The organism is bacterium (assembly GCA_035945995.1).
Classification (GTDB): Bacteria; Sysuimicrobiota; Sysuimicrobiia; order Sysuimicrobiales; family Segetimicrobiaceae; genus DASSJF01.
Genome location: DASYZR010000110.1, coordinates 1 through 21,828 on the forward strand (window position 1 = coordinate 1; position 21,828 = coordinate 21,828).

The 21,828-nt window shown below is 64.0% G+C and carries 14 protein-coding genes and 1 pseudogene; 7 read left to right on the forward strand and 8 right to left on the reverse strand.

Annotation, left to right across the window (positions count from 1 at the left end; all coding sequences use genetic code 11):
* Positions 1 to 555: 555 nt before the first annotated feature.
* The gene (locus VGZ23_11965) at positions 556 to 1,425 is read right to left on the reverse strand and encodes an SPFH domain-containing protein (GenBank protein ID HEV2358307.1); all 870 of its coding nucleotides are present in this window, start codon (positions 1,423 to 1,425) and stop codon (positions 556 to 558) included.
* A 444-nt stretch (positions 1,426 to 1,869) separates the two neighbouring features.
* Here VGZ23_11965 and VGZ23_11970 point away from each other — a divergent pair, with 444 nt between their 5' ends.
* From VGZ23_11970 to groL, 3 genes and pseudogenes are all read left to right on the forward strand, one after another.
* Positions 1,870 to 2,109, forward strand: a complete 240-nt coding sequence (locus VGZ23_11970) for a hypothetical protein (GenBank protein ID HEV2358308.1) — start codon at positions 1,870 to 1,872, stop codon at positions 2,107 to 2,109.
* A 213-nt stretch (positions 2,110 to 2,322) separates the two neighbouring features.
* Positions 2,323 to 2,764, forward strand: a pseudogene (locus VGZ23_11975) (SufD family Fe-S cluster assembly protein).
* 16 nt (positions 2,765 to 2,780) lie between these two features.
* Positions 2,781 to 4,412 (forward strand): chaperonin GroEL, encoded by a 1,632-nt coding sequence (groL, locus tag VGZ23_11980; protein HEV2358309.1) that lies wholly within the window; start codon positions 2,781 to 2,783, stop codon positions 4,410 to 4,412.
* 96 nt (positions 4,413 to 4,508) lie between these two features.
* On the opposite strand, the gene fabZ is transcribed toward groL, so the two are convergent.
* Together fabZ and VGZ23_11990 are read right to left on the reverse strand one after the other, a co-directional pair.
* Positions 4,509 to 4,958, reverse strand: a complete 450-nt coding sequence (fabZ, locus tag VGZ23_11985) for a 3-hydroxyacyl-ACP dehydratase FabZ (GenBank protein ID HEV2358310.1) — start codon at positions 4,956 to 4,958, stop codon at positions 4,509 to 4,511.
* Between the two features lie 421 nt (positions 4,959 to 5,379).
* Positions 5,380 to 5,796 (reverse strand): PIN domain-containing protein, encoded by a 417-nt coding sequence (locus tag VGZ23_11990; protein ID HEV2358311.1) that lies wholly within the window; start codon positions 5,794 to 5,796, stop codon positions 5,380 to 5,382.
* 28 nt (positions 5,797 to 5,824) lie between these two features.
* Between VGZ23_11990 and VGZ23_11995 the strand changes: the two genes are divergently transcribed.
* The 3 genes from VGZ23_11995 (at position 5,825) to VGZ23_12005 (ending at position 15,550) form a co-directional block, all read left to right on the forward strand.
* A complete protein-coding gene (locus VGZ23_11995; protein ID HEV2358312.1) occupies positions 5,825 to 5,959 on the forward strand; it encodes a hypothetical protein in 135 nt (44 codons plus the stop codon).
* Between the two features lie 639 nt (positions 5,960 to 6,598).
* Positions 6,599 to 15,397, forward strand: a complete 8,799-nt coding sequence (locus VGZ23_12000) for a glucoamylase family protein (protein ID HEV2358313.1) — start codon at positions 6,599 to 6,601, stop codon at positions 15,395 to 15,397.
* 3 nt (positions 15,398 to 15,400) lie between these two features.
* Positions 15,401 to 15,550, forward strand: a complete 150-nt coding sequence (locus VGZ23_12005; protein HEV2358314.1) for a hypothetical protein — start codon at positions 15,401 to 15,403, stop codon at positions 15,548 to 15,550.
* Positions 15,551 to 15,736: 186 nt separating this feature from the next.
* Here VGZ23_12005 and VGZ23_12010 read toward each other — a convergent pair whose 3' ends face one another.
* Together VGZ23_12010 and VGZ23_12015 are read right to left on the reverse strand one after the other, a co-directional pair.
* The gene (locus tag VGZ23_12010) at positions 15,737 to 16,735 is read right to left on the reverse strand and encodes a sugar ABC transporter substrate-binding protein (GenBank protein HEV2358315.1); all 999 of its coding nucleotides are present in this window, start codon (positions 16,733 to 16,735) and stop codon (positions 15,737 to 15,739) included.
* Positions 16,736 to 16,769: 34 nt separating this feature from the next.
* A complete protein-coding gene (locus tag VGZ23_12015) occupies positions 16,770 to 17,768 on the reverse strand; it encodes an ABC transporter permease (protein HEV2358316.1) in 999 nt (332 codons plus the stop codon).
* 203 nt (positions 17,769 to 17,971) lie between these two features.
* On the opposite strand from VGZ23_12015, the gene VGZ23_12020 reads away from it, so the two are divergent.
* Complete coding sequence (locus VGZ23_12020; GenBank protein ID HEV2358317.1) at positions 17,972 to 18,217, forward strand: hypothetical protein; 246 nt, start codon at positions 17,972 to 17,974, stop codon at positions 18,215 to 18,217.
* A gap of 121 nt (positions 18,218 to 18,338) precedes the next feature.
* Here the strand turns inward: VGZ23_12020 and VGZ23_12025 are convergent, their stop codons facing one another.
* Genes VGZ23_12025 through VGZ23_12035 form a run of 3 tightly spaced genes read right to left on the reverse strand, consistent with a single transcriptional unit; the run spans position 18,339 to position 21,710 of the window.
* Positions 18,339 to 19,253, reverse strand: coding sequence for an ABC transporter permease (locus tag VGZ23_12025; GenBank protein ID HEV2358318.1), 915 nt, complete (start codon positions 19,251 to 19,253; stop codon positions 18,339 to 18,341).
* The gene (gene nikB, locus VGZ23_12030) at positions 19,219 to 20,139 is read right to left on the reverse strand and encodes a nickel ABC transporter permease (GenBank protein HEV2358319.1); all 921 of its coding nucleotides are present in this window, start codon (positions 20,137 to 20,139) and stop codon (positions 19,219 to 19,221) included. Before nikB ends, VGZ23_12025 begins: the two co-directional genes overlap by 35 nt.
* A gap of 5 nt (positions 20,140 to 20,144) precedes the next feature.
* A complete protein-coding gene (locus tag VGZ23_12035; GenBank protein HEV2358320.1) occupies positions 20,145 to 21,710 on the reverse strand; it encodes an ABC transporter substrate-binding protein in 1,566 nt (521 codons plus the stop codon).
* Between the last annotated feature and the right edge of the window lie 118 nt (positions 21,711 to 21,828).

The window sequence follows — 21,828 nt, forward strand, 5'->3', positions numbered from 1 at the left end:
ATGAGGCCGGCCGGCGCGCTCGCGGCGCCGCGGTGCATTTCCTTTCCACCTTGGCGTGGGCCGAGGTACTGCGGGACTTGATGCCGCGGTTGGAAGCGTTCAGGAAGGCCCAATAGGCGGGCCTTGGACGCGTCCGCTACGTGACGATCCGCGCGGCCCGCGGCCATGGGGGTAATCGCAAAATCCCCTCCCGGCACCATCCCGGTTCCTGGTTTGGCAACTTCCACGGTCCAGCAGGGCTGGTAGGTTTCCGCGAACTTCCCCCGACGCGGCGGGCGCCGTCAAGATAAACCATGTCGGCAATGAGCGGGGAGGCGGTCGACGCCGGTCTCGCCCCACGTCTTGATCTCATGTCCAGGCCTAAGCGCTGCGCTTGATCTGCTCGATTTTCTCCGGCTTGAGCAAGATCTGCAAGTTGCGATGCGAGGCCGACCCTGGAACATCTTCTACGATGGCCTCTATGTGGTCACCGCGGCAGCGGAAGGCACCCTTGGCGATGCGGCGCCCGCCCAGACACCGTGGGCCGCGTTGCTCGCCGGCAGCACGTCGGAACGGTTATGGCGTCCTCTCCGGCGGAATCCCGCGCACCCCACCCATGAACGGCTCGAGCAGTTTGGTGAACTCCATCGGGAACACGAACTTCGTGGCCGGGCCCGCTCCGAGCGCTTTCAGGGCCTCCAGGTACTGGAGGCTCATCGTATTGGTGTCCACGGTCTTGGCGATGCTGAAGATCCTGTCGAGCGCAAGCGAGAACCCCTCCGCCCGGAGGATCGCGGCCTGACGGTCGCCCTCGGCCTTTAGGATGGCCGACTGCTTTTCTCCCTCGGCGATGGTGATGGCGGCCTGTTTCTTCCCGTCGGCCTCCGTGACGAGCGCGCGCCGGCTCCGTTCGGCGGACATCTGCCGCGTCATCGCATCCTGGACGTCCTTGGGAGGCGTGATCTCGCGGATCTCCACGGTGGTCACCTTGACCCCCCACCGCTCCGTGACCTCGTCGAGCTTGGCGCGCATGGCGTGATTGATCCGGTCGCGCTGGGTCAGGGCCTCGTCGAGGCTGAGGTCGCCGATCACCGCGCGCAGCCCGGTCGTGGCGATCCCCTGGGCGGCGCCGGCGAAGTTGCCCACCTGGATGACGGTGAGCTGCGGGTCGAACACCTTCCAGTAGATCAGGAAATCAATGGAGATCGGCGCGTTGTCCTTGGTGATGCAGGTCTGCGCGGGGATCTCGAGGAACGCCTCCCGGAGGTCTACCCACACCGCCTTGTCGACGATCGGGATCAGGTAGACGATCCCCGGACCCTTCGGGCCGAAGCTGCGGCCTAGGCGGAACACCACCAGGCGCTGGTACTCGCGGACAATCTTGATCCCGTTATACGCCAAGAGCACGGCGACGATGACGACCGCGACTGCGAACCCAGATCCCATGGTGGCTTCCCTCCGACCCTGCAGTCCCTTCGCCTTCGTGGGACCGGCCTCCTCGCAGCGCCTTCGGCCTCTGCCGGGCTACCGTTTCCCTTTTGAGACCGGGCATCTCTCGGCGCTGGTCGTGCCTGTTGGCACCGACGGCAGTTCCCATGTGCTTGCCTCGAAAATCGCCCGCCACCTTCGTGCGGCCTCGCGGGGCTGCGGGGCATGCTTCTGGCGTAGGCTGGAGGGATGGAAGCAGGCCGCCAGTACAGGTAAAGCCCCAGATCTGGACCGATGAGGCCCCTTGCCGGCTTCGCTTCTCCGCTCAAACAAGCGTACACTGAGAGTGCTTTCCCCTTCCTTACGCCCGCGGCCATGTCCCCGGCACCCGGTCGGCTCCTCGGAGGAGAAGGCACCCGATCGCAGCCTATGCGACCAGAGCCAGTGTTGAGGAGGATGACCATGGCGATCGACACCGAACGGAACCGGGTATTGGCTGCGTTACGGGATCAGCCGGACGGCGCGAACAGCTCCGTCCTGGGTGAGCATCTTGGCCTCGTGCGGGAGGACGTGGAACGCCATCTTCTCTACTGCGCCGATTACGGGTTGGCGACGTGGAAGCGAGTTCGGAGCGGATTGGGGCAGGCCGTGATCACGGAGCGCGGCCGCGACTACTTGGTGCGCCAGGATCGGTCGCCCTGAGCAAAGTAAGACGCCAAAGTCGGACCGAGCCAGGGATACGACGGTCAAGGTAGAGGTCGAGTGGCATATGCCATGCCGTCGGGGGAGTGTAAGCAGCGTTCCTTCTGGCACGGCTGGTGCCTGATCAGCGCCGCTCGTCCTGCGTCGCCCCGGCTGGTCGACGAGCTTGTCTGGGTCGGGTACGATGCGATCCGGCCGCAGCCCAGGTGGACAATGGAAATCATCTCCGCCCGTAGGTTCACAGCGCGGGCCAGGGCGTCGGGCGAGGCACTCGGCCGGGCCGGGCACCAGGGCCTCGTGAAGATCTATCCGGGCGCCAAGGGCATCAAGTGTGCCGGCCGCAGCGACGCGCTGATCCTCGACGACCGCTCGCGGTCGGACACGTGTCCGACGATGGCGATCGACGAAACGGACGTCCAGGTGACCCACGGAGGCGACCGTGGTCAAGGTCTCGGACGAGCAGCTGTTCTATCTCATGAGCCGCGGGATCAACCAGAATGAGGCGACGAACATGATCGTCCGGGAATTGTCGAGCCGATCTCACGCGAGTTGCCGATGGCGTACAGCCGCGGAGCTGAACCGGCTGATCCAGTTTGCAATGGAGGGTCGGTCGGCTAAACGGCCCCGCAGTGAGACGGGAGCGAGGAACTTTTGATTGAGGAGGTTGTCGCATGCCTGCCAAACTATTGCTGTACCATGAGGATGCCCGAAAGGCCCTGGAGCGCGGCGTCGAGAAGGTCGCGAGCGCCGTCCGTGTGACGCTCGGCCCGAAGGGCCGCAATGTCGTTCTGGAGAAGAAATGGGGCTCGCCAACGATCACAAAGGATGGCGTGACTGTCGCCAAGGAAATCGAGCTCGAAGATCCCTACGAAAACATGGGCGCGCAGCTCGTCAAAGAGGTGGCGAGCAGGACCAACGACGCTGCCGGGGACGGCACGACCACGGCCACCGTGCTCGCGCACGCGATCGTTAAGGAGGGCCTGAAGAACGTCGCGGCGGGCGCCAACCCCATGATCGTGAAGCATGGAATCGACAAGGCCGTGGACGCCCTCGTGGACGCACTCAAGAAGATCAGCGTGCCGCTCGAGGGCAAGGAGCATATCGCCCACGTCGCCGGCATCGCCGGGAACGACCCCGAGATCGGGCGGATCATCGCTGAGGCGATGGACAAGGTCGGCAAGGATGGCGTGATAACGATCGAGGAATCGAAGGGTGTTGAGACCATGGTCGAGGTCGTCGAGGGCATGCAGTTCGACCGCGGCTATATCTCCCCGTACATGATCACTGACGCCGACAAGATGGAAGCGGTCATTGAGGATCCGTACATCCTCCTGACCGAGAAGAAGATCAGCGCGGTCAAAGACATCGTCCCGGTCATGGAGAAGCTAATACGGTTCGGCAAGCCGCTCGTGCTCATCGCCGAGGATGTCGACGGCGAAGCTCTGGCCACGCTGGTGGTGAACAAGCTGCGCGGTATCATGCCAGGTGTGGCGATCAAGGCCCCCGGGTACGGGGACCGCCGCAAGGCGATGCTCGGGGACATGGCGGTCCTCACCGGCGGCACGGTGATCAACGACGACATCGGTATCAAGCTCGAGAACGTCGAGGTCGAGATGCTGGGCCGGGCCTCAAAGATGCGCGTGGCCAAGGAAGACACCACGATCATTGAGGGACGGGGAAGCAAGAAGGACATCCAGGGGCGGATCGCCCAGATCAAGAAGGAGATGGAAACGACGACCTCCGACTACGATAAGGAAAAATTGCAGGAGCGCCTCGCCAAGCTCGCCGGCGGGGTGGCCCAGATCAAGGTCGGCGCTGCGACCGAGACCGAGCTCAAGGAGAAGAAGCATCGATTCGAGGACGCGCTGAACACCAGCAAGGCCGCCGTCGAGGAGGGGATCGTCCCCGGAGGCGGGGTGGTCTTGCTCAACATCGCGAAGGCCCTGGACAAGGTGGACGCCGATGATGCCGACGAGAAGAGCGGCGTCAACATCGTCCGCAGGGCCATCGAGGAACCAGCCAAGTGGCTCGCGGCGAACGCCGGCATGGAGGGGGCAGTTGTTGTCGAGCGGATTAAGTCCGAAAAGCATGGCATCGGCTATGACGTCGCCGAGGACCGCTATACCGACATGCTGAAGGCAGGCATCATTGACGCGACCAAGGTCACGCGGCTGGCGTTGCAGAACGCCGCGAGCGTTGCGAGCCTGCTCCTCACGACCGAGGCACTCGTTGTGGAGAAGGGCAAGAAGAATGCGGCGGCGGCCACCCCAGGCGGCTACAACCCGGAGGACATGGACATGTAACGCCTGCCGGCGAGGGGTCGTCAATGAACTCCAGGAACCAGATCCGCGAGCGTCTGGCTTTCTTCGATCTCTTCTGAGGCCAAATCGAACAAGAGACTACCGGTTGGCGGACGTCGCCCCATCAACCGCGACCAACCCGTAGGTCACAATCCCCTCGGCCACGACCATGCCCTCTACCGTGGCGGTCAGTTGCGCCTTTCCGAACGGACCCTTTCCCCTCAGTGCAACCACGGTCGTGATGAGCTGGTCACCGGGGCGCACCGCTCGGCGAAACCGTACACGTTCGAGATTCGCGAGGTAGATCAGACGACCATCGATGTCGGGGCGAAATGACACGAGGATAGCCGCAACTTGAACCATCGCCTCGACGATGAGGACCCCGGGCATCACCGGATTCCCTGGGAAGTGGCCCGCGAAGAACGGCTCGTTGATTGAGACGTTCTTGACCCCGACGATGCGTTCGCCCGGTATCATCTCCAAGATGCGATCAACGAGCAAGAATGGGTAACGCTGCGGGAGTCTCGTCAAGATCTGCTGAATGTCCATCGCACGCTGCTGTGCTCTTGTCTAGACAAAGATTATCCTACGCAGAGCCACACGAGAATGCCCCGGACCAAAAGTTCGAGGAGGGGCGGGTAATTCCTCGAAAAGGGGCACCGCCTCTCCATCCATGCCGAACTCCTGCACAAGATCGGTCCTCACCAGTTGCGCCATCATGCGGCCACGTCGATTCCCCAAGCAGACTGGGGACCTGGAACTCGTGCGGCAGGTTGAGGCAGAACGATATGGCTGGACATTCCAAAAATAAGTGACATTAGCTCGGCCATTGCGCTCGATGACATTTGGATGAAACATCTCCCTAGGCTATCCGTACTTGTGCTTGTCTGTCAAAACGAAATCCCCTTCCCGGCACCAATGAAATTCTCATTTTGACCAATCTCTAGTTCTGGCGATACTGCACTCGCCGCTAAGGCATTAGGGTGAATGGTTTCCTTCCATGCAATCGATAGGTAGAAAATCCCCGGTGATCCAGGGTGAAGACCTGGTCGGTCTGACTCTCTTCGGCCAAGGCAACCAATGTGGCGTCGGCATAGTCCATGGGCAGATCCCGGTACTTCGCCATGAGGTCTGCAACACGGCGGAGGCTTTCTTGCGAGGAAGGTACCATCAGGAATGCGCCACGAAGGAAGAACTCCAAGCAGGCCTTCCGCGATGGCCATGCTGGGCCGACGAGATAAAGCGCCTCTGTGAGAACGGCTTCCGTTGTTAGGACCGGGCCCGCCGCCCATCGCTCCAGTACGGCCACGCAGTCTTGGTGCGCTCTCTCGCTGCGGTCGACCAGGGCGACGAACGCCCCCGTGTCGAGCAAAAGCTCAACGGGCACGCCGCAGGCGCCTCAGGAGATAGTCTCGGTGATGCCGCCCCAAGTCGGGTATGCCGCTCTCTACGCTTCCCAGCAGGTCCCGCACCAAGTCGATCGGCCGGCGCTGCGTCCCGAGATCAGCCTGGTTCAGGAATTGCTCCAAAGCCAAGCGGGCCACTTCTGATCGCCTGCGCCTTGTGCGTTTGGCGACTCGCTCGAGCCTAACGGCCAAATCGGTAGGCATTCGGAGCGTCAGTTGGGTCTCCACAATCTCGCTCCACTTCGTTTTTGCAATTCAACGTAATGCATTGCAATTCGGAAGTCAAGAGCTGATCATGTGGGAGTGATGATCCGATGGCGTGGCGGCCATGGGGATATCGCAAAATCCTCCTCCCGGCACCGAGAGTCCTTTCGCCGGCCGAGAAGCCTCGGTGCTTCCGGCCGATCCGGCCTTGTGCACGGCATCGATTCAACCCGGGGCTGGGAAGTCGTCGGTTGTCCTCGCGCCTGTTATACTAACCGGGGATAATGCGCAAGATGTTAGTGTGGTGGCGTCTCCCTCGGCCGACCAGACGCTGGTTTCTCCGAGGCTTCGTGCGGCGACTCCGCCAACATTCCGAAGGCACCCAAAAGCCACGATAGACATTCGGGGAAGAGGGGTATCGTTGGTGCAGCTTCACGGGTATCACACGCTGCTGTTTTATCCGTTGCACCCGGTGGCGGCCGGTGCCACAATGGCCGGCGGGCGGGTGCCATTCAGCGGCAGTGCACGACGGCTCGCGAACATCTCCCGTGCCAGAATCCCGCATTGCCAGCATGAATCATGAATACGGATCAACCGTCAGCCTTCACGCTCGATGATCTGGAAGAACCCATCCGGGCGGAGCTTTTCAGCCTGGAGCGGCTGGAGCAGCACGCCGAGAGTCTTGCGGCGGCGCAGACCGTCACGAACGATGTGAACCAGGGCCGTCCGCTGACCCCGCGGGTCGCAGAGAACGGCCGCGTGCTGCTGGAGTCATATCGGGTGATTGCTCCAGCGATTCGGGAGGAGTATGCGATCGTACCTGCGGCTGAATGGCTGGTTGATAACTTCCACATCGTCGGCCAGCAACTCCGGGAGATCGAAGACGATTTGCCGACCGGCTACTACCGCAAACTTCCGAAGCTCGCCTCGGGTTACTTGCACGGGTATCCACGCGTGTTTGGTCTGGCCTGGGCCTATGTGGCACACACGGACAGCCGTTTCGATCCGGACACGTTGCGCCGTTTTGTGACAGCGTACCAGCGGGTGCAGCCGCTCACCATCGGTGAGCTGTGGGCCGTGGCCATCAGCCTCCGGGTCGTGCTCGTGGAAAACCTGCGCAGGCTGGCCGAGCGCATCGTACGGAACCGCACCGCGCGCCAGGATGTCGACATGCTGGTTGACAGCGTGCTTGGCGCAAACGGACACGCTCCCATCTCAGCGGAAGCGGCTCTCCGCCGCTTCGAAGGAACACCGCTCGGGACAACCTTTATCGTACAGCTGGTCCAGCGTCTGCGCGATCTCGGCCCGAAGATGGATGTTGTCCAGCGTTGGCTCGACCAGCGCGTGGCTGCGCGGGGGACCACGGCTGACGAAATTGTCCGGACCGGGCACCAGGCACAGGCGGCGATGAACGTCACGGTACGGAACATCATCACCAGCATGCGTTTGATGACGGACTTTGATTGGTCCGAATTTTTCGAGAGCGTCAGCTTGGCGGACGAAATGCTGCGAAACGAAACCAACTTCGCCGAGATGGATTTTGCTACGCGGGATTCGTACCGCCATGCGATCGAGGACCTCTCGCGAGGATCGCACCATTCGGAAATCGAGGTGGTGAGACGTGTGGTGGGCCGTATCAAACAGGCTCTCCCGGAGCCACCTGGCGATGGCCCGCCACGCGAGGACCGGCGTGCGGATGCGGGCTATTACCTGATTGCTGAGGGGCGTCCGGCGTTTGAGCGCGAACTCGGTTACCGCCTCGCGTGGCAAGGTCGGCTCCTGCGCCTATATTTGCGAAGCGCGGTGCCGGGCTACCTTGGGACGATCGCCCTCGTCGCCGCCCTGATTGTGCTGTTGCCGCTGCTACATGAACGAGACGCTGGAGTCGCGGCGTGGGGGCTGGTGCTGCTCGGCCTCCTCGCGGTCGTGCCTGCTTCCGACCTGGCGATCGCGCTCATCAACCGAGCCGTGACCCACTCACTCAGGCCGCAGGTGTTGCCGCGGCTGGAGTTGCGCAACGGCGTCACGCAGGAGCTGCGAACGATGGTCGTCGTGCCCACGTTGCTCACGACCCAACATCAAGTCGAACAGTCAGTGGAGCGGCTGGAGGTCCACTACTTGGCGAATCCGGATGACGAACTGCGGTTTGCGCTGCTCACTGACTGGCTGGACGCGCCGACCGAGAGCCTCTCCGGCGATGACGAACTCCTTGCTGTCGCGGTGGATGGCGTCGTGAAGCTCAACAAACTCTACGGTCCCACTTCCGACGGCGGCGAGCGCTTCTTGCTTTTTCATCGGAAGCGTGTCTGGAACGAGGCCGAGGGCACGTGGATGGGGTGGGAGCGCAAGCGAGGGAAGCTGCGCGAGCTGAACCGGGTGCTTCGGGGCGGCGCGAACACGACGTTTCTGCCGATCGGCGGACGCCCGGTGCAAGCCCCGTCGGGTGTTCGGTACGTCATCACGCTCGATGCGGACACGCGTCTGCCGCGGGGCGCCGCGCGTCGTTTGGTCGGGACCATGGCGCATCCACTCAATCAGCCGAGCATCAGCGCGCGCGCTGGACGCGTCATCGAAGGCTATGGGATTGTGCAACCGCGCATCACCCCATCGCTGCCGGTCGACCACGAGGGATCGTTGTTCCAGATTATCTTTTCTGGCCCGCGCGGCATGGATCCGTATGCCTCCGCGGTTTCGGACGTCTATCAGGATTTGTTCGGAGAAGGTTCGTACACCGGCAAGGGAATCTACGACGTGGATGCGTTTGAGACAGCCCTGGCGGGCAAGATGCCGGATAACGCGCTGCTGAGCCACGATCTCTTCGAAGGCATCTTCGCGCGGGTTGCGCTGGCGTCAGACATCGAGCTGTTCGACGAATTTCCCTCGCACTATGAGGTGGCGGCTGCCCGGCAGCATCGCTGGGCGCGCGGCGATTGGCAACTATTGCCGTGGGTCTTCGGACGTGGGCGCGCAGCGTCAGGAGAGCGACGTGTCGCGATTCCCGCGATTGGCCGCTGGAAGATGGTCGATAATCTGCGGCGCTCGTTGTCCGCCCCGGCGGCGTTTTTCACGTTGGTCACTGCCTGGCTGTTGCCGTCGGCTGCCGCCTGGGTATGGACGACCTTCATCTTGACGACGGTCGCGATTCCCGCACTGCTGGCCTCCCTCATCGGATTCACCCCTCCTCACCGTGGGATCTCCAAGCGCGCCTATTTTCGCGCCGCCCTCACCGACCTTTCGGTCGGCGCGTCCCAGATAGGGATTACCGTGACGCTGTTGGCGTCCCAGACATGGCTGATGCTTGACGCGATTCTGCGGACTGTGGCTCGTATGTTTGTCACTCACCGGCGTCTCTTGGAGTGGGTGACTGCGACACAGACCAAGTCTGGGGGCGATCTGACGCTCTCTGGAGTCTATACACGCATGGCCGGCGGCGTGGTGCTTGCGGTGGCGGTGCTGGCGATGGTCGCCGTTGAACGGCACCCGGCGCGGGCCGCTGCGCTTCCGTTCATCGTTCTTTGGATTGCCGCACCCGCGGTCGCACGGTGGATCAGTCGCCCTCCGAGGCGCACCGGGGTCGAGCCGCTCTCCGAGGCCAACGCTCGAGTGCTCCGGGTGATTGCGCGCCGAACGTGGCGTTTTTTCGAGGCATTCGTGACTCCCGCAGACCACGCGCTGCCTCCCGACAATTTCCAGGAGGACCCGAAGCCAGTCGTGGCTCATCGAACGTCACCGACGAACATGGGGTTGTATCTGCTGTCCACGTTGGCGGCGCGCGACCTGGGCTGGCTAGGTACGGTGGACGCCGTTGAGCGATTGGAAGCCACCCTCGAGACCATGCGCCGGCTCGAATTGTTTCGCGGGCACTTCTACAACTGGTACGACACGGGCGAACTTCGTCCGCTCGATCCAAAGTATGTTTCCTCAGTGGACAGCGGCAACCTGGCCGGACATCTGCTCGCCCTCGGGAACGGTTGCCGGGAACTGATCCAGCACTCCTTTCTGGGACAGCGTGCGTTCGCCGGTGTACTCGATACGATTGCGCTCTTGCGCGAAGCGCTCAGCGAGATCGCAGAGACGCCACGCACGCATATCGTCACCCGGAAGCAGCTCAGCAATGCCATCGAGGCACTGGTCACCTCGCTGCAGCCGGCGCCGGTGACTCCCGTCGAGTGGGCGGCGCGTTTCGTCGAGCTAAGGACCCGGGCTCACACCATCGCCGACATTGCGCACGCCCTCGCCCAGGAACGCGGAGACGCTTCCGACTCCGAGTTGTGCGCGTGGGCGGATGCCGTCACGGCATGCGTTGAGAGCCACGCGCGGGACGCGGCGATGTTTGTTCCGTGGATCCGGCTGGATTCGGGCAGGAGTACGGCGACGGCCGAGCGGGCTCTGGGGCGGTCGCCGGAGTGGGTATCGTTCGAGTCGCTGTTTCACCCGCTCCCTGCGCTCGCGGACATTCCGGAGCGATTCGACGAGGCACTGCGTGAGCTTGCCGCATTCCGCGCAGACTTGCTCGGCCAATCATCCGCGACCACCGACACCTTGGCGTATGTCGATGCCCTGGCGCAAGCCATCCGGCGTTCAGCGGACGATGCCGCCGCGCTCGTTCGCCGCCTTACCGCGATCATACGGCGGGCCGAGGCTATGTTCCGGGAGATGGATTTCGGCTTTCTGTTTGATCATACGCGCCGGCTTGTGTCCATCGGGTATCGTGTCACGGACGGCGCCTTGGACGCCAACTGTTACGATCTGCTCGCTTCCGAGGCGCGCCTCACGAGCTTCATCGCCATCGCCAAAGGCGATATCTCGCCATCACACTGGTTTCGTCTCGGCCGACCGCTGACGCCGGTGGACCACGGGTCCGCCCTCATGTCGTGGTCAGGCTCCATGTTCGAGTATCTCATGCCGGTGCTCGTAATGGCGTCGCCGAGCGGCAGCTTGCTGAGCCAGACGTACGAACTGGTGGTGCGGCGGCAAATTGCCTACGGTGCAGAGCGCCACGTGCCCTGGGGAATCTCGGAGTCGGCGTACAACGCGAGGGACTTGAACCTCGCGTACCAATATACGAGCTTTGGCGTGCCGGAATTAGGGCTCAAGCGCGGACTCAGTGAGGATCTTGTGATCGCGCCATACGCAACCGCACTCGCGGCCATGATCGACCCTGGCAAGGCGATGCAGAACTTTGCGCACCTTGCCACGGTCGGCGGAACGGGGACGTACGGATTTTATGAAGCGCTCGATTACACGAGGGCGCGGGTGCCCGAAGGTGAACATGTCGCGATCGTGCGCGCATACCTGGCACACCATCAGGGCATGTCGGTGGTCGCGCTCGCCAACGTGCTCAACGATGGGGCCATGCGCACCCGATTCCACGCAGATCCGATCGTGCAGGCGACCGAGCTGCTATTGCAGGAGCGTACGCCGCGCGACGTGCTGGTCGCCCAGCCTCGTGCGGAAGAAGTCTCCGCGGCGGCGCGTATTGGGGAGCACGTTTCGCCAGTAGTGCGCCGATTCACTACCCCGTACGACGCAGTGCCCCGGACACATCTCCTTTCGAACGGACGCTACCGAGTGATGGTAACGACGGCGGGCTCGGGGTGGAGTCGCTGGCGCGATCTCGCGATCACGCGTTGGCGCGAAGACGTGACGCGGGACTGCTGGGGTACCTACATGTTTCTTCACGATGCGCAGACAGGTCAGTCTTGGTCGGCGGGCTACCAACCCAGCGGTGTCGCTCCAGATGCCTACGAAGCCCGGTTCACCGAAGACCGTGCCGAAATCACTCGGCGGGATGGTGCACTGACTACCACGCTCGAGGTGGTTGTGTCGGACGAGGACGATGCCGAGCTGCGCCGCGTATCGATCACCAATCTCGGTGTACGCACACGCGAAGTTCAAATTACGTCATATGCGGAGCTTTCGCTGGCGCCACAGGCCGCTGATGTGGCGCACCCCGCGTTTTCTAATTTGTTTGTGGAGACGGAGTTCGTATCGGCTGGGGACGCGCTTCTCGCGACGCGCCGTCGGCAAACCGATAAAGAGGCCGCGGTCTGGGTTGCGCATGTCGCGGTGGTGGACGGTGACTCCGTTGGGGAGCTGCAATGCGAGACGGATCGCGTCAGGTTCCTCGGACGCGGGCATCATGTGCGCGCGCCCGTCTCCATTATCGACGGGCGGCCTTTGTCGAACACCGCCGGTGCCGTCCTCGACCCTGTGATGAGCCTGCGGCGGACGGTGCGTATCCGGCCGGGCATGACCGCGCGCGTTGTGTTCTCCACGATTGTCGCGCCGGCTCGCGACCAGGTGCTGGCCCTGGCGGACAAGTACCGGGATGCGGGCACGTTCGAACGCACGCTGACGTTGGCCTGGACGCAGGCGCAAGTGCAACTGAATCATCTGGGGATCACGCCTGACGAAGCGCACTTGTTCCAGAGGCTGGCCAATGCCATCCTGTACTCGGATCCTGCTTTGCGACCGTCTTCGGAGGTGCTGAGCCGCGGTGCGCTCGAGCTTTCTGCACTTTGGTCGCACGGGATTTCGGGTGATCTGCCCATCGTGCTGGTTCGCATCGACGAGGCGGAAGATGTCGGAATCATCAGGCAGTTGCTGCGGGCGCATGAGTACTGGCGTCTGAAGCGATTGTCCGTTGACTTGGTCATTCTCAATGAGAGACCGCCGTCGTATGAACAGGAGCTGCAGGGGGTCTTGGATGGGCTGGTGCGCGCACGGCGGCAGCGCATGGCGTTGGACCCGAGCGACATTCACGGGGACATTTTTCTCCTGCGGGGAGACCTGCTGACGGCGCAGGAACGCACGCTGTTGCAGACGGCGGCTCGCGCGGTGCTGCTCAGCCGGCAGGGCTCATTGGCTGAGCAAGTGCTCCGGTCTCAGCGCGCCGACGCAGCGGCGCGACCCGTTTCGCGGCCGCGTCGCCCGGGAAACAGGGCGGACGTAGCGCTGAATGCCCCCGAGCTCGAGCTCTTCAACGGCCTCGGCGGCTTCGCGGACGGTGGCCGAGAGTATGTGATCATGCTCGGGGAAGGCCTGCGCACGCCTGCCCCGTGGGTCAATGTGATTGCAAACTCCGCGTTCGGGTTTCTCGTTTCGGAGTCCGGCTCTGGCTACACGTGGTCGCTCAATAGCCATGAGAATCAACTTACTCCCTGGTCGAATGACCCGGTGACGGATCCGCCCGGTGAAGCGCTTTACATTCGCGATGAGGAAACTGGCGAAGTCTGGACCCCGACGCCGCTGCCGGTTCGGGATGAATCGTCGCCGTATGTGGCGCGGCACGGCCAAGGCTACAGCCGGTTCCAGCATGGCTCGCGCGGGATTCTGACGGATTTGCTGCAGTACGTGCCGGTGCAAGACCCGATCAAGATCTCCCGTCTCGTCCTGCAGAATCATTCGGCGCGTTCCCGTCGCCTCTCCGTGACCGGATACGCGGAATGGGTACTCGGGAATTCGCGCAGTTCGACCGCTCCGTACATTGTCACCGAACTCGACGCGCAAACGGGCGCGCTGCTTGCGCGAAGGGCGTGGAGCGGCGAGTTCGGCGGACGCATAGCGTTTGCCGATCTCGGAGGGCGCCAGAGTTCCTGGTCGGGCGATCGCACCGCGTTTCTGGGTCGGAATGGCGTGCCTGAGCGGCCTGCAGCACTTGAGCGAGGTGGACCGCTTTCCGGAAGGGTGGGCGCGGGTCTCGATCCGTGCGCGGCGATGCAAACGCAGCTTGAATTGCGTCCCGGCGAGCGCGCTGAAATCGTGTTCTTCCTAGGTCAGGGGGAGAGCCGGGAAGAGGCGCGGGAGTTGATCAATCGCTATCGCGCCGCAAACCTCGACGGGGTCTTGCGAGACGTCACCCGGCGATGGGACGGCGTGCTCGGTACCGTCCAGATCGCCACCCCCGAGCGGGCAATGGACGTCCTCGTGAACCGCTGGTTACTCTACCAGACGCTTTCCTGTCGGGTCTGGGCCCGCGCCGCATTCTATCAAGCGAGTGGAGCGTATGGCTTCCGTGATCAGCTCCAGGATGTGATGGCGCTTGCCGTGGCTACACGCGATGTTGCTCATCAACACCTCTTGCGTGCCGCCGCGCGCCAGTTCACGCAAGGCGATGTTCAACACTGGTGGCACCCGCCGTCGGGACGCGGAGTGCGCACGCGCATTTCGGACGACTTGCTATGGCTTCCATACGCCGTCTTCCAATTCATCGAGGTGGCGGGCGATAACGGCGTGCTCGACGAAGTCGTACCGTTCCTGGAAGGCGAAGCGCTCGCTCAGGGACAGAACGAATCTTACTTCCAACCGCGGATCTCGGAAACCACCGGTACACTCTTTGAACACTGCGCGCGTGCGCTCGATCGGAGCCTCGCGGTGGGAAGTCATGGGCTCCCGCTGATTGGGACGGGAGATTGGAACGACAGCTTGAACCGCGTCGGGCCGCAAGGCAAGGGAGAGAGCGTGTGGCTGGGGTGGTTCCTGCATACGATTCTCTGGGAGTTTGCCAAGATCGCGGATGCGCGGGGCGAGCACCAGCGCGCGGAGACCTGGCGGCTGCACGTCAGCGCGCTGAAGGCCGCGCTCGAGCGGCACGGATGGGACGGCGAGTGGTACCGCCGCGCGTATTTTGACGACGGCACACCGCTCGGCTCTGCCACAAACACGGAGTGTCGGATTGACTCCATTGCTCAATCCTGGGGCGTCATCAGTGGTGCTGCCGAGCCGGGCCGTGGACCGCGCGCGATGGCCGCGGTTGACCAGATCCTCGTGCGGCGGCCGGAGGGGCTTGTGCTGTTGCTCACGCCGCCCTTTGACCGGACGGCGCACGACCCGGGCTACATCAGCGGGTATGTGCCCGGCATCCGCGAAAACGGCGGGCAATACACGCACGCTGCCGTGTGGACCGTGCTGGCCTTTGCGGCACTGGGCGACGGAGACAAGGCGGCTGAGTTGTTCGGCATGCTGAACCCGATTAATCGCGGCGTCTCGCGAGCGACCGTGCAGCGGTACAAAGTGGAGCCCTACGTGGCGGCCGCCGATGTGTATTCCGAACCCCCGCACGTGGGGCGCGGCGGCTGGACCTGGTATACCGGATCAGCCGGATGGCTCTATCGCGCGGCGATCGAGTGGATGCTGGGTTTTCGCGTGCGCGGAACAACGTTCTCAATCGATCCTTGCATCCCGCGAATCTGGCCCCGGTACTCCGTCCGTTTTCGGTATCATTCGGCAATCTACAACGTCCAGGTGGAAAACCCGTCCAGCGTTTGCCGAGGTGTTATTCTGGCTGAACTGGATGGCGAGCGCCTGGTGGGTTCTGCAACCATACCGCTTGCCAACGATGGCGCGGAACATCAAGTCCGCATTGTGTTGGGATAAGCGATGCGTGAGCGGTTGGCACAGGAGTTGCTTGAGGAGGAGGCCACGGATTTTCTCGGACGGGATCGCTACGTCCGCCACCGCGGGGCTTACCGGAACGGCTATGAGCCGGGCCGAGCGTGGACCGGCATCGCCCAAGACAGGCTGCGCTAATTCCCGATCTCGACCGGGCGCGCTATTTCGAAACCTGAGCAGACCGCGTACCTGCGGCGCAAAGACGCCGCCCCCGCGAGCGCCCGAACGGCGCCGAAGCGCTTCTCGATCTGGTGCATCTGGACGAGCGGGGTGCTCACCGGCCTTCCCTTTTGGCGTGGCGGCGGGCTCGTCACCGCATCCCCGTCACGGCTTCCAGCCAACCGGGCCCCGCTCGAGGGTGAAGTCCACCTGGTCCACATTCTGCTTTGTCACGACGAAGTACGGTGTGTAGAGTTGCGTGGGTACCGTCCGGCCCGACAGGATGTTGATCGCCGCCCTCACGCCCCACCTACCCATGATCTGCGCGGTCTGGACGATTGCGCCGGTGAGGAGTCCGTCCCGCAGCAGCTTCTCCGCGTCGGGCTGCAGGTCGACCGTGACGATCTTGATCTTGCCGGCCTTGCCCGCCGCGCGAATCCCCTGCGCAGCGCCGATCGCGAGGAAGTCGGCCGCGCACATTACCCCGTCGATCTGCGGAAAGGTCTGCATGAAGTCCTCCATCAGCTTGAGCCCTTGGTCCGGGGTATTCACCGAGTTCTGCTCGCCGAGGATCTTGATCGAAGTGTTGGCCCGAATATACTCCTTGAATCCCGCGGAGCGCAGCTCGAACGGCGAGGCTCCCGCCGCCGCTTTCAACATCACGACGTTGCCCTTTCCCCCGAGGACCTGGGCCATGAGTTCGCCTTCCTTGCGCCCGAGGAACTTGTCGTCGGAGCGGATCCGGGTCGCCACATGCGGACTGTCCGTCATGACGTTGATATTGATGACCGGGATGCGGGCCGCGTAGGCCTTCTCTACTACCGGGACCGTGCCCGGACCGGACACGGCGACCAGCAGGATGGCATCCACTTTGTTCGCAATCAAGTCTTCCATCTGGGCTATCTGTCTGTCGAGGAACTGGTAACCGCCGGCGTCGTGGAGGAGAATCGAGGCGCCGAGCGCGCGGGCTTCGTCCTGAATCCCGTAAGCCATGCCGATGAAGTGCGGGTTGGCGAGTTGAGTGATAAGCACGCCGAGCCGGTAGGCCTTGGCCGGTTTGGGCGGGCGCGCGTATGGCGCGTCGAGCGATGGGGCCGCCCATCCGAGGCCGGCGATTCCGAACACCAGCACGACAAGTCCCGCCAGGACCCTCAGGTGTCGCATACCGGTGATCCTCCCTTCTCCTCCATGATGGAGCTCATGCGCGGCGCTCGCGGACGAAATCGGTGCCGACGGCGAGCACGATGATCAGCCCGATCAGGATCATCTGGATGAACGAGGACACATTCAGGAGGTTGAGCCCGTTTCCCAGGATCGCAATGATGAGCACGCCGAGGAACGTCTGTACGACGCTTCCCTCTCCCCCGCCAAGCCGCGTCCCCCCGATCACCACCGCGGCAATCGCATACAGCTCCTGACTCTCGCCGATGGTCGGTTGACCGGAGAACGTTCGAGCGGTGAGGATCAGGCCGGCACAGGCCGCAAGAAAGCCCGACAGCGCGTAAGCCATTCCCTTATGCCACGCCACCGGGACCCCGCTGAGCCGCGACGCCTCCTCGTTCCCGCCGATGGCCAGCGTGTTGAAGCCAAACGGCGTTTCGGTAAACACGATGTGGGCGACGAGAAAGGCGGCAATCGCGACGGCGGCCGGGACCGGCACGGGGCCCAGGGTCCCGGACCCCAGCCAGAGCAACGGGGTTGGGAGACCTGAGATCGGCTGGCCACCGCTGATTGTAAACGCGGACCCGCGGGCGATCGACAGCGCCCCGAGCGTTACGATGAAGGGTGGGATTGGCGTGCGCGCGACGAGCATCCCGTTCACAGTCCCTACGCCGGTGCCCAGGGCGAGACCGGCCAGCATCCCTGGCAGGAAGCCCCATGCCAGCATCGCCAGCGCTGTGCACACACTGATGAGAGCCATGAGCGCGCCCACCGATAGGTCGATGCCGCCGTTGATGATGACAAAAGTCTGCCCGATGCTAATGAGCGCGAGCGGGGAGTACTGGCGGGCGACGTTACTCAGATTCGTCACCGTCAGGAAGTTGTGGTTGACGAGCGAGAACACGGCACCGAGCACGAGCAATACCACAGGCAGGCCTATCCGCCTCCACGGTACCTCCGGCCGGGCGGGCCGGGTCGCGTCAATGGTGCGGGCCCCTTCGACCGCATCCGCGGGCAGCGCCGACGTTCTGCTCATTCCGTGTCGGCCCCCACGAGCGCCGCAGCCATGCGCACTGAAGTTTCCGCCTGTGATTGACGTCAGGACAAAACGGGATTCGAGTGTTCGTCGTCGGCTTGTCATCCCCTCCGTTCCTTGCTCGAGGATCTTCGCGAATGGTGTCCCCCCGAAGCATGCGCCTCGGCCGTGTGATCGCTACCTGCTCGTGAGAGTGCGCAGCAGTGCCCTTCACGATCCCGACCGCGAGTGCGCACAGCCTGCGGGGTGCCGTCCACGATCCGCACCATGTGCTCCAGATCCGCGGTGACGGCGGTGCCGGCGCCGACGACCGTCAAGATCGCGGCCAGGCAATTGACCGCGCTCGCCCGGGCGGCTTCCCGGCCACGCGCAACATCCGCATCGGTGGCCAGCGCGCCTTAACAGTCACGACCTCCCATGCCAGACACCTGGCCGGCAAGGCAGAGTAGAGTCCCCACGCGCTCCGCGGGAACGTCGTTGGCGACGGGCTTCGGCGGCGGCGGGACCGTCACGCCAAGCTCGCGTAGTCGATCGTCAATCCGACCCAGGCAGCCTCTCTCCCCTTTCTGGTCAGTGTAGCCGCGGATCGAGTGCGTCGCGCAACCCGTCGCCGAGCAGATTGAAACCCATGACGCTCAGGAAAATCGCGCCCCCGGGAATCGTCGACACCCACCACGCCTGCCGCAGGTACGTCCGGCCCTCCGCGACCATGGCGCCCCATTCGGGCGCCGGCGGCTGCACCCCCAGGCCGAGAAAACTGAGGCCCACGCCGGTGAGAATCGCCGTGCCGAGACGGAGGGTGAGCAACACGACGACGGGTGCGAGGACGTTGGGGAGAATGTGCGCCCGAATAATGTGGACGTCACTCCCGCCCACCGCGCGGCCGACCTCGACGTAGGCTTCTTCCTTGACCGACAAAACGGATCCCCGCACGAGACGCGCCACCCCGGGCACACCGGCGATCCCGATCGCGAGCATCACGTTTTGAATTCCCGGTCCCAGCACCGCGACGATGCCGATCGCGAGCAGCAGCCCCGGAAACGCCAGCCAGACATCCACCACCCGCATGATCAGATTGTCGGCGCGGCCTCCAAAGAATCCGGCGGCGATCCCGAGGGGCAGCCCCAGGAGAAAGGAAAGCGCGACCGAGATCGCCCCGATCGTGAGCGAGATCCGGCCGCCGTAGAGGAGACGGCTGAGGATATCGCGGCCGAACGAGTCCGTGCCGAGCGGGAACCTCCACGTCGGCGGTTGGAGGGCGAGGCTGAATTGTGCGCCCGCCGGATCGTGCAGGGCGAGCTTGGGGGCCAGCAGCGCCCCCATGAGGAACGCCGTGACGACGATTGCCCCGGCAAGCGCGCCGCGGTGGCGGACGAGCCGGCGGACGCCGATCGCATAATGCGAGCGCAGGCCGGCCCCGGGTGCCGCCCCGGCCCGCGCGGCCCCGGGTTCAGGCGTAGCGGATGCGGGGGTCGAGAAGGCCATAAAGGAGATCCACGAAGAGGTTGACGGCGACGAAGGTCACGGCCGCGACCAGCACGATGCCCTGGATCATCGGCAGGTCACGATTGAAGATCGCGTCCACGGCGAGCCGGCCGATGCCCGGCCAGCCAAAGACCGTCTCGATGATCACGGCGCCGCCGAGCAGTCCCGCGAACTGCAGTCCGACGATTGAAAGCACCGGGATGAGCGCGTTCTTCAGCGCGTGCCGCAGCACGGTCCGGGTTTCGCCGGCGCCCTTGGCGCGGGCCGTGCGGATGAACTCCTGCCGCAGCACCTCGAGGAGGCTGCTGCGGGTGAGGCGCGCGATGATAGAGGCCGCCTCGGTTCCGAGCGTCACGGCGGGCAGGAGAAGACTCCCGCCGGTGTCGGCCCCCGCCGCGGGCAGCCAGCGCAGATAGTAAGAAAACACCAGGATCAGCACGAGTCCAAACCAGAAGCTCGGCAGCGAGATTCCGGCCAGCGCCAGGACCATCGACGCGTAATCCAGGAGCCGCCGGTGATGAAGCGCGGCGACCACGCCGAGCGCGAGCCCAAGGGCCATCGCGACGGCCATGCCGGCGGTTGCGAGCCGCAGCGTGTAGGGCAGGCGTAGTGCGATTTCCTCGGCCACCGGACGGCCGGAGTGGATCGAGCGCCCCAGATTGCCGTGGAGCAGGCGCCACAAGAAGACGCCGTACTGGACCGGCAGCGGCCGGTCCAGCCCCAGCGTGTGCCGGAAGGCGGCGATCTGTTCGGCGGAGCCGTAGTCCTGAAGCATGACCTGGGCGGGATCGCCCGGGACCAGGTGGATCATCAAGAACACGAGCACCGACACGCCCAGCAGGACGGGAACGAGCTGCAGGAGCCGCTGCGCGAGGTAGCGTTGCACCGCCGCTACTTCTGGAGATATGCGTCGTCGAGCAGCAGCGTGCCGAATTTGTCGACATACAGGTCGCGGACGCGCGGCTGGACGAACGTCACGTCGATCGGGCTGGCCAGCGGAATCCAGGGCGCCTGCTCGAGCAGGAGCTCCTGGAGGCCGCGGTAGACCGCGAGCCGCTTCTGCGGATCGACCGTCACGCGGCCCTGCTCGAGGAACCGGTCCACCTGCGGGTTGGAGAAATGCACCCGGTTCGTGCTGGCCATCCGGCTGCTGTGAAAGAAGTAATAGAGGATGTCGGCGTCCGGCCAGCCGTAGCTGATCAGGATCGCGTCCTGGTCGCCTTTGGCCGTCCGCGCCAGCAGCGTCGCCACCTCGATCTGCTCGATGTTCATCTGCACGCCGATCTTCCTGAGCTGGCTCTGCAGCACGATGGCAATCCGCACATTTGTCTCACGCGGGTACGTCCACACGGTGAAGGCAAGCGGCCGGCCGTCCTTCTGCAAAATCCCGCCGGGACCGGGCGCCCACCCCGCCTCGCCGAGCAGCCGCCGCGCCCGGTCCGGCTCGTACTGATAGGCGTGCTTCAAGCCCTTCGCGTAGCCCCAGATCGTCGGAGCCAGCGGACTGTCCATCGGCACGGCCAGCCGTTCCAGGGCGTAGTCGACGACCTCGTTCCGATTGATCGCGTAGCCGAGGGCCTGACGGACCCGGACGTCGCTCAAGAGTGGTTTCGTGACGTTCAGGCCGAGATAGAGGCCGCCGTCCTCGGCCGTTTGAAACACCTGGTACTTGCCACTCTGCCGCAAACGCGCGACCTCCTTTGCCGGCGCGGTGGGCAGAATGTCGAGGTCGCCCCGCTCGAACGCGATTCCCCGGGTCGACTCGTCGGGAACGATGTGCAGGATCACGGTATCGGCGTACGGCGCCCCCCGGTTTTGGTAGAATTTTGGCCCCCACGAGTAATCGGCGTACCGGTCGAGGACGATGCGGTCGCCGGGTATCCACTGCCGAAACTTGAACGGGCCCGTCCCGACGGGATTCTGCCCGTAGTCTTTGCCGTACTTGGCGATGGCCGCCGGCGACAGCATGGCCAGGAACGGAATTCGCAGGGACGAGAAGATCGGCGCGTAGGGCTGCTTGAACACCAGCCGCGCGGTCAGGGCATCCGGCGTTTCCACCCGCTCGATCGGCCCGATCCAGCTTGCGCCGGGCGCGGCCGTCGCCGGGTCGATCAGACGATCGATCGTGGCCTTCACCGCTTCGGACGTAAACGGCGTGCCGTCGTGGAACCGCACGCCTGAATGCAGCCTGAACGTGAGAATCTTCCCGTCGGCGCTGATCGTCCACGAGTCGGCGAGGTTGGGCACGAATTCGCCCGTCCGCCGGTCCACGGTGACGAGGGTGCCGTACAGAAGAGCGTGGGCGATGCTGCTGCTCGGCGTCTTGTGCGGGTCGAGGGACGGCGGGTCGGAATCGATGGCGATATTGAGTACGCCTCCGCGAACGGGGGCGCCGTGGACCGCGGTGCTCAGTGCGCCCACAAGCATGGCCAGGACCAGCAGGCCGGCGAGCCGCACGCACAATCACTCCTCTCGGGATCAGGTTAAGCGAAGATTGTCGTTTCGTTGAGAGCCGGGCACGCCTCGGTCCGTGAATTGCTGCAAACCTTCCCGATCTGTTTATTAAGGCCCTTCC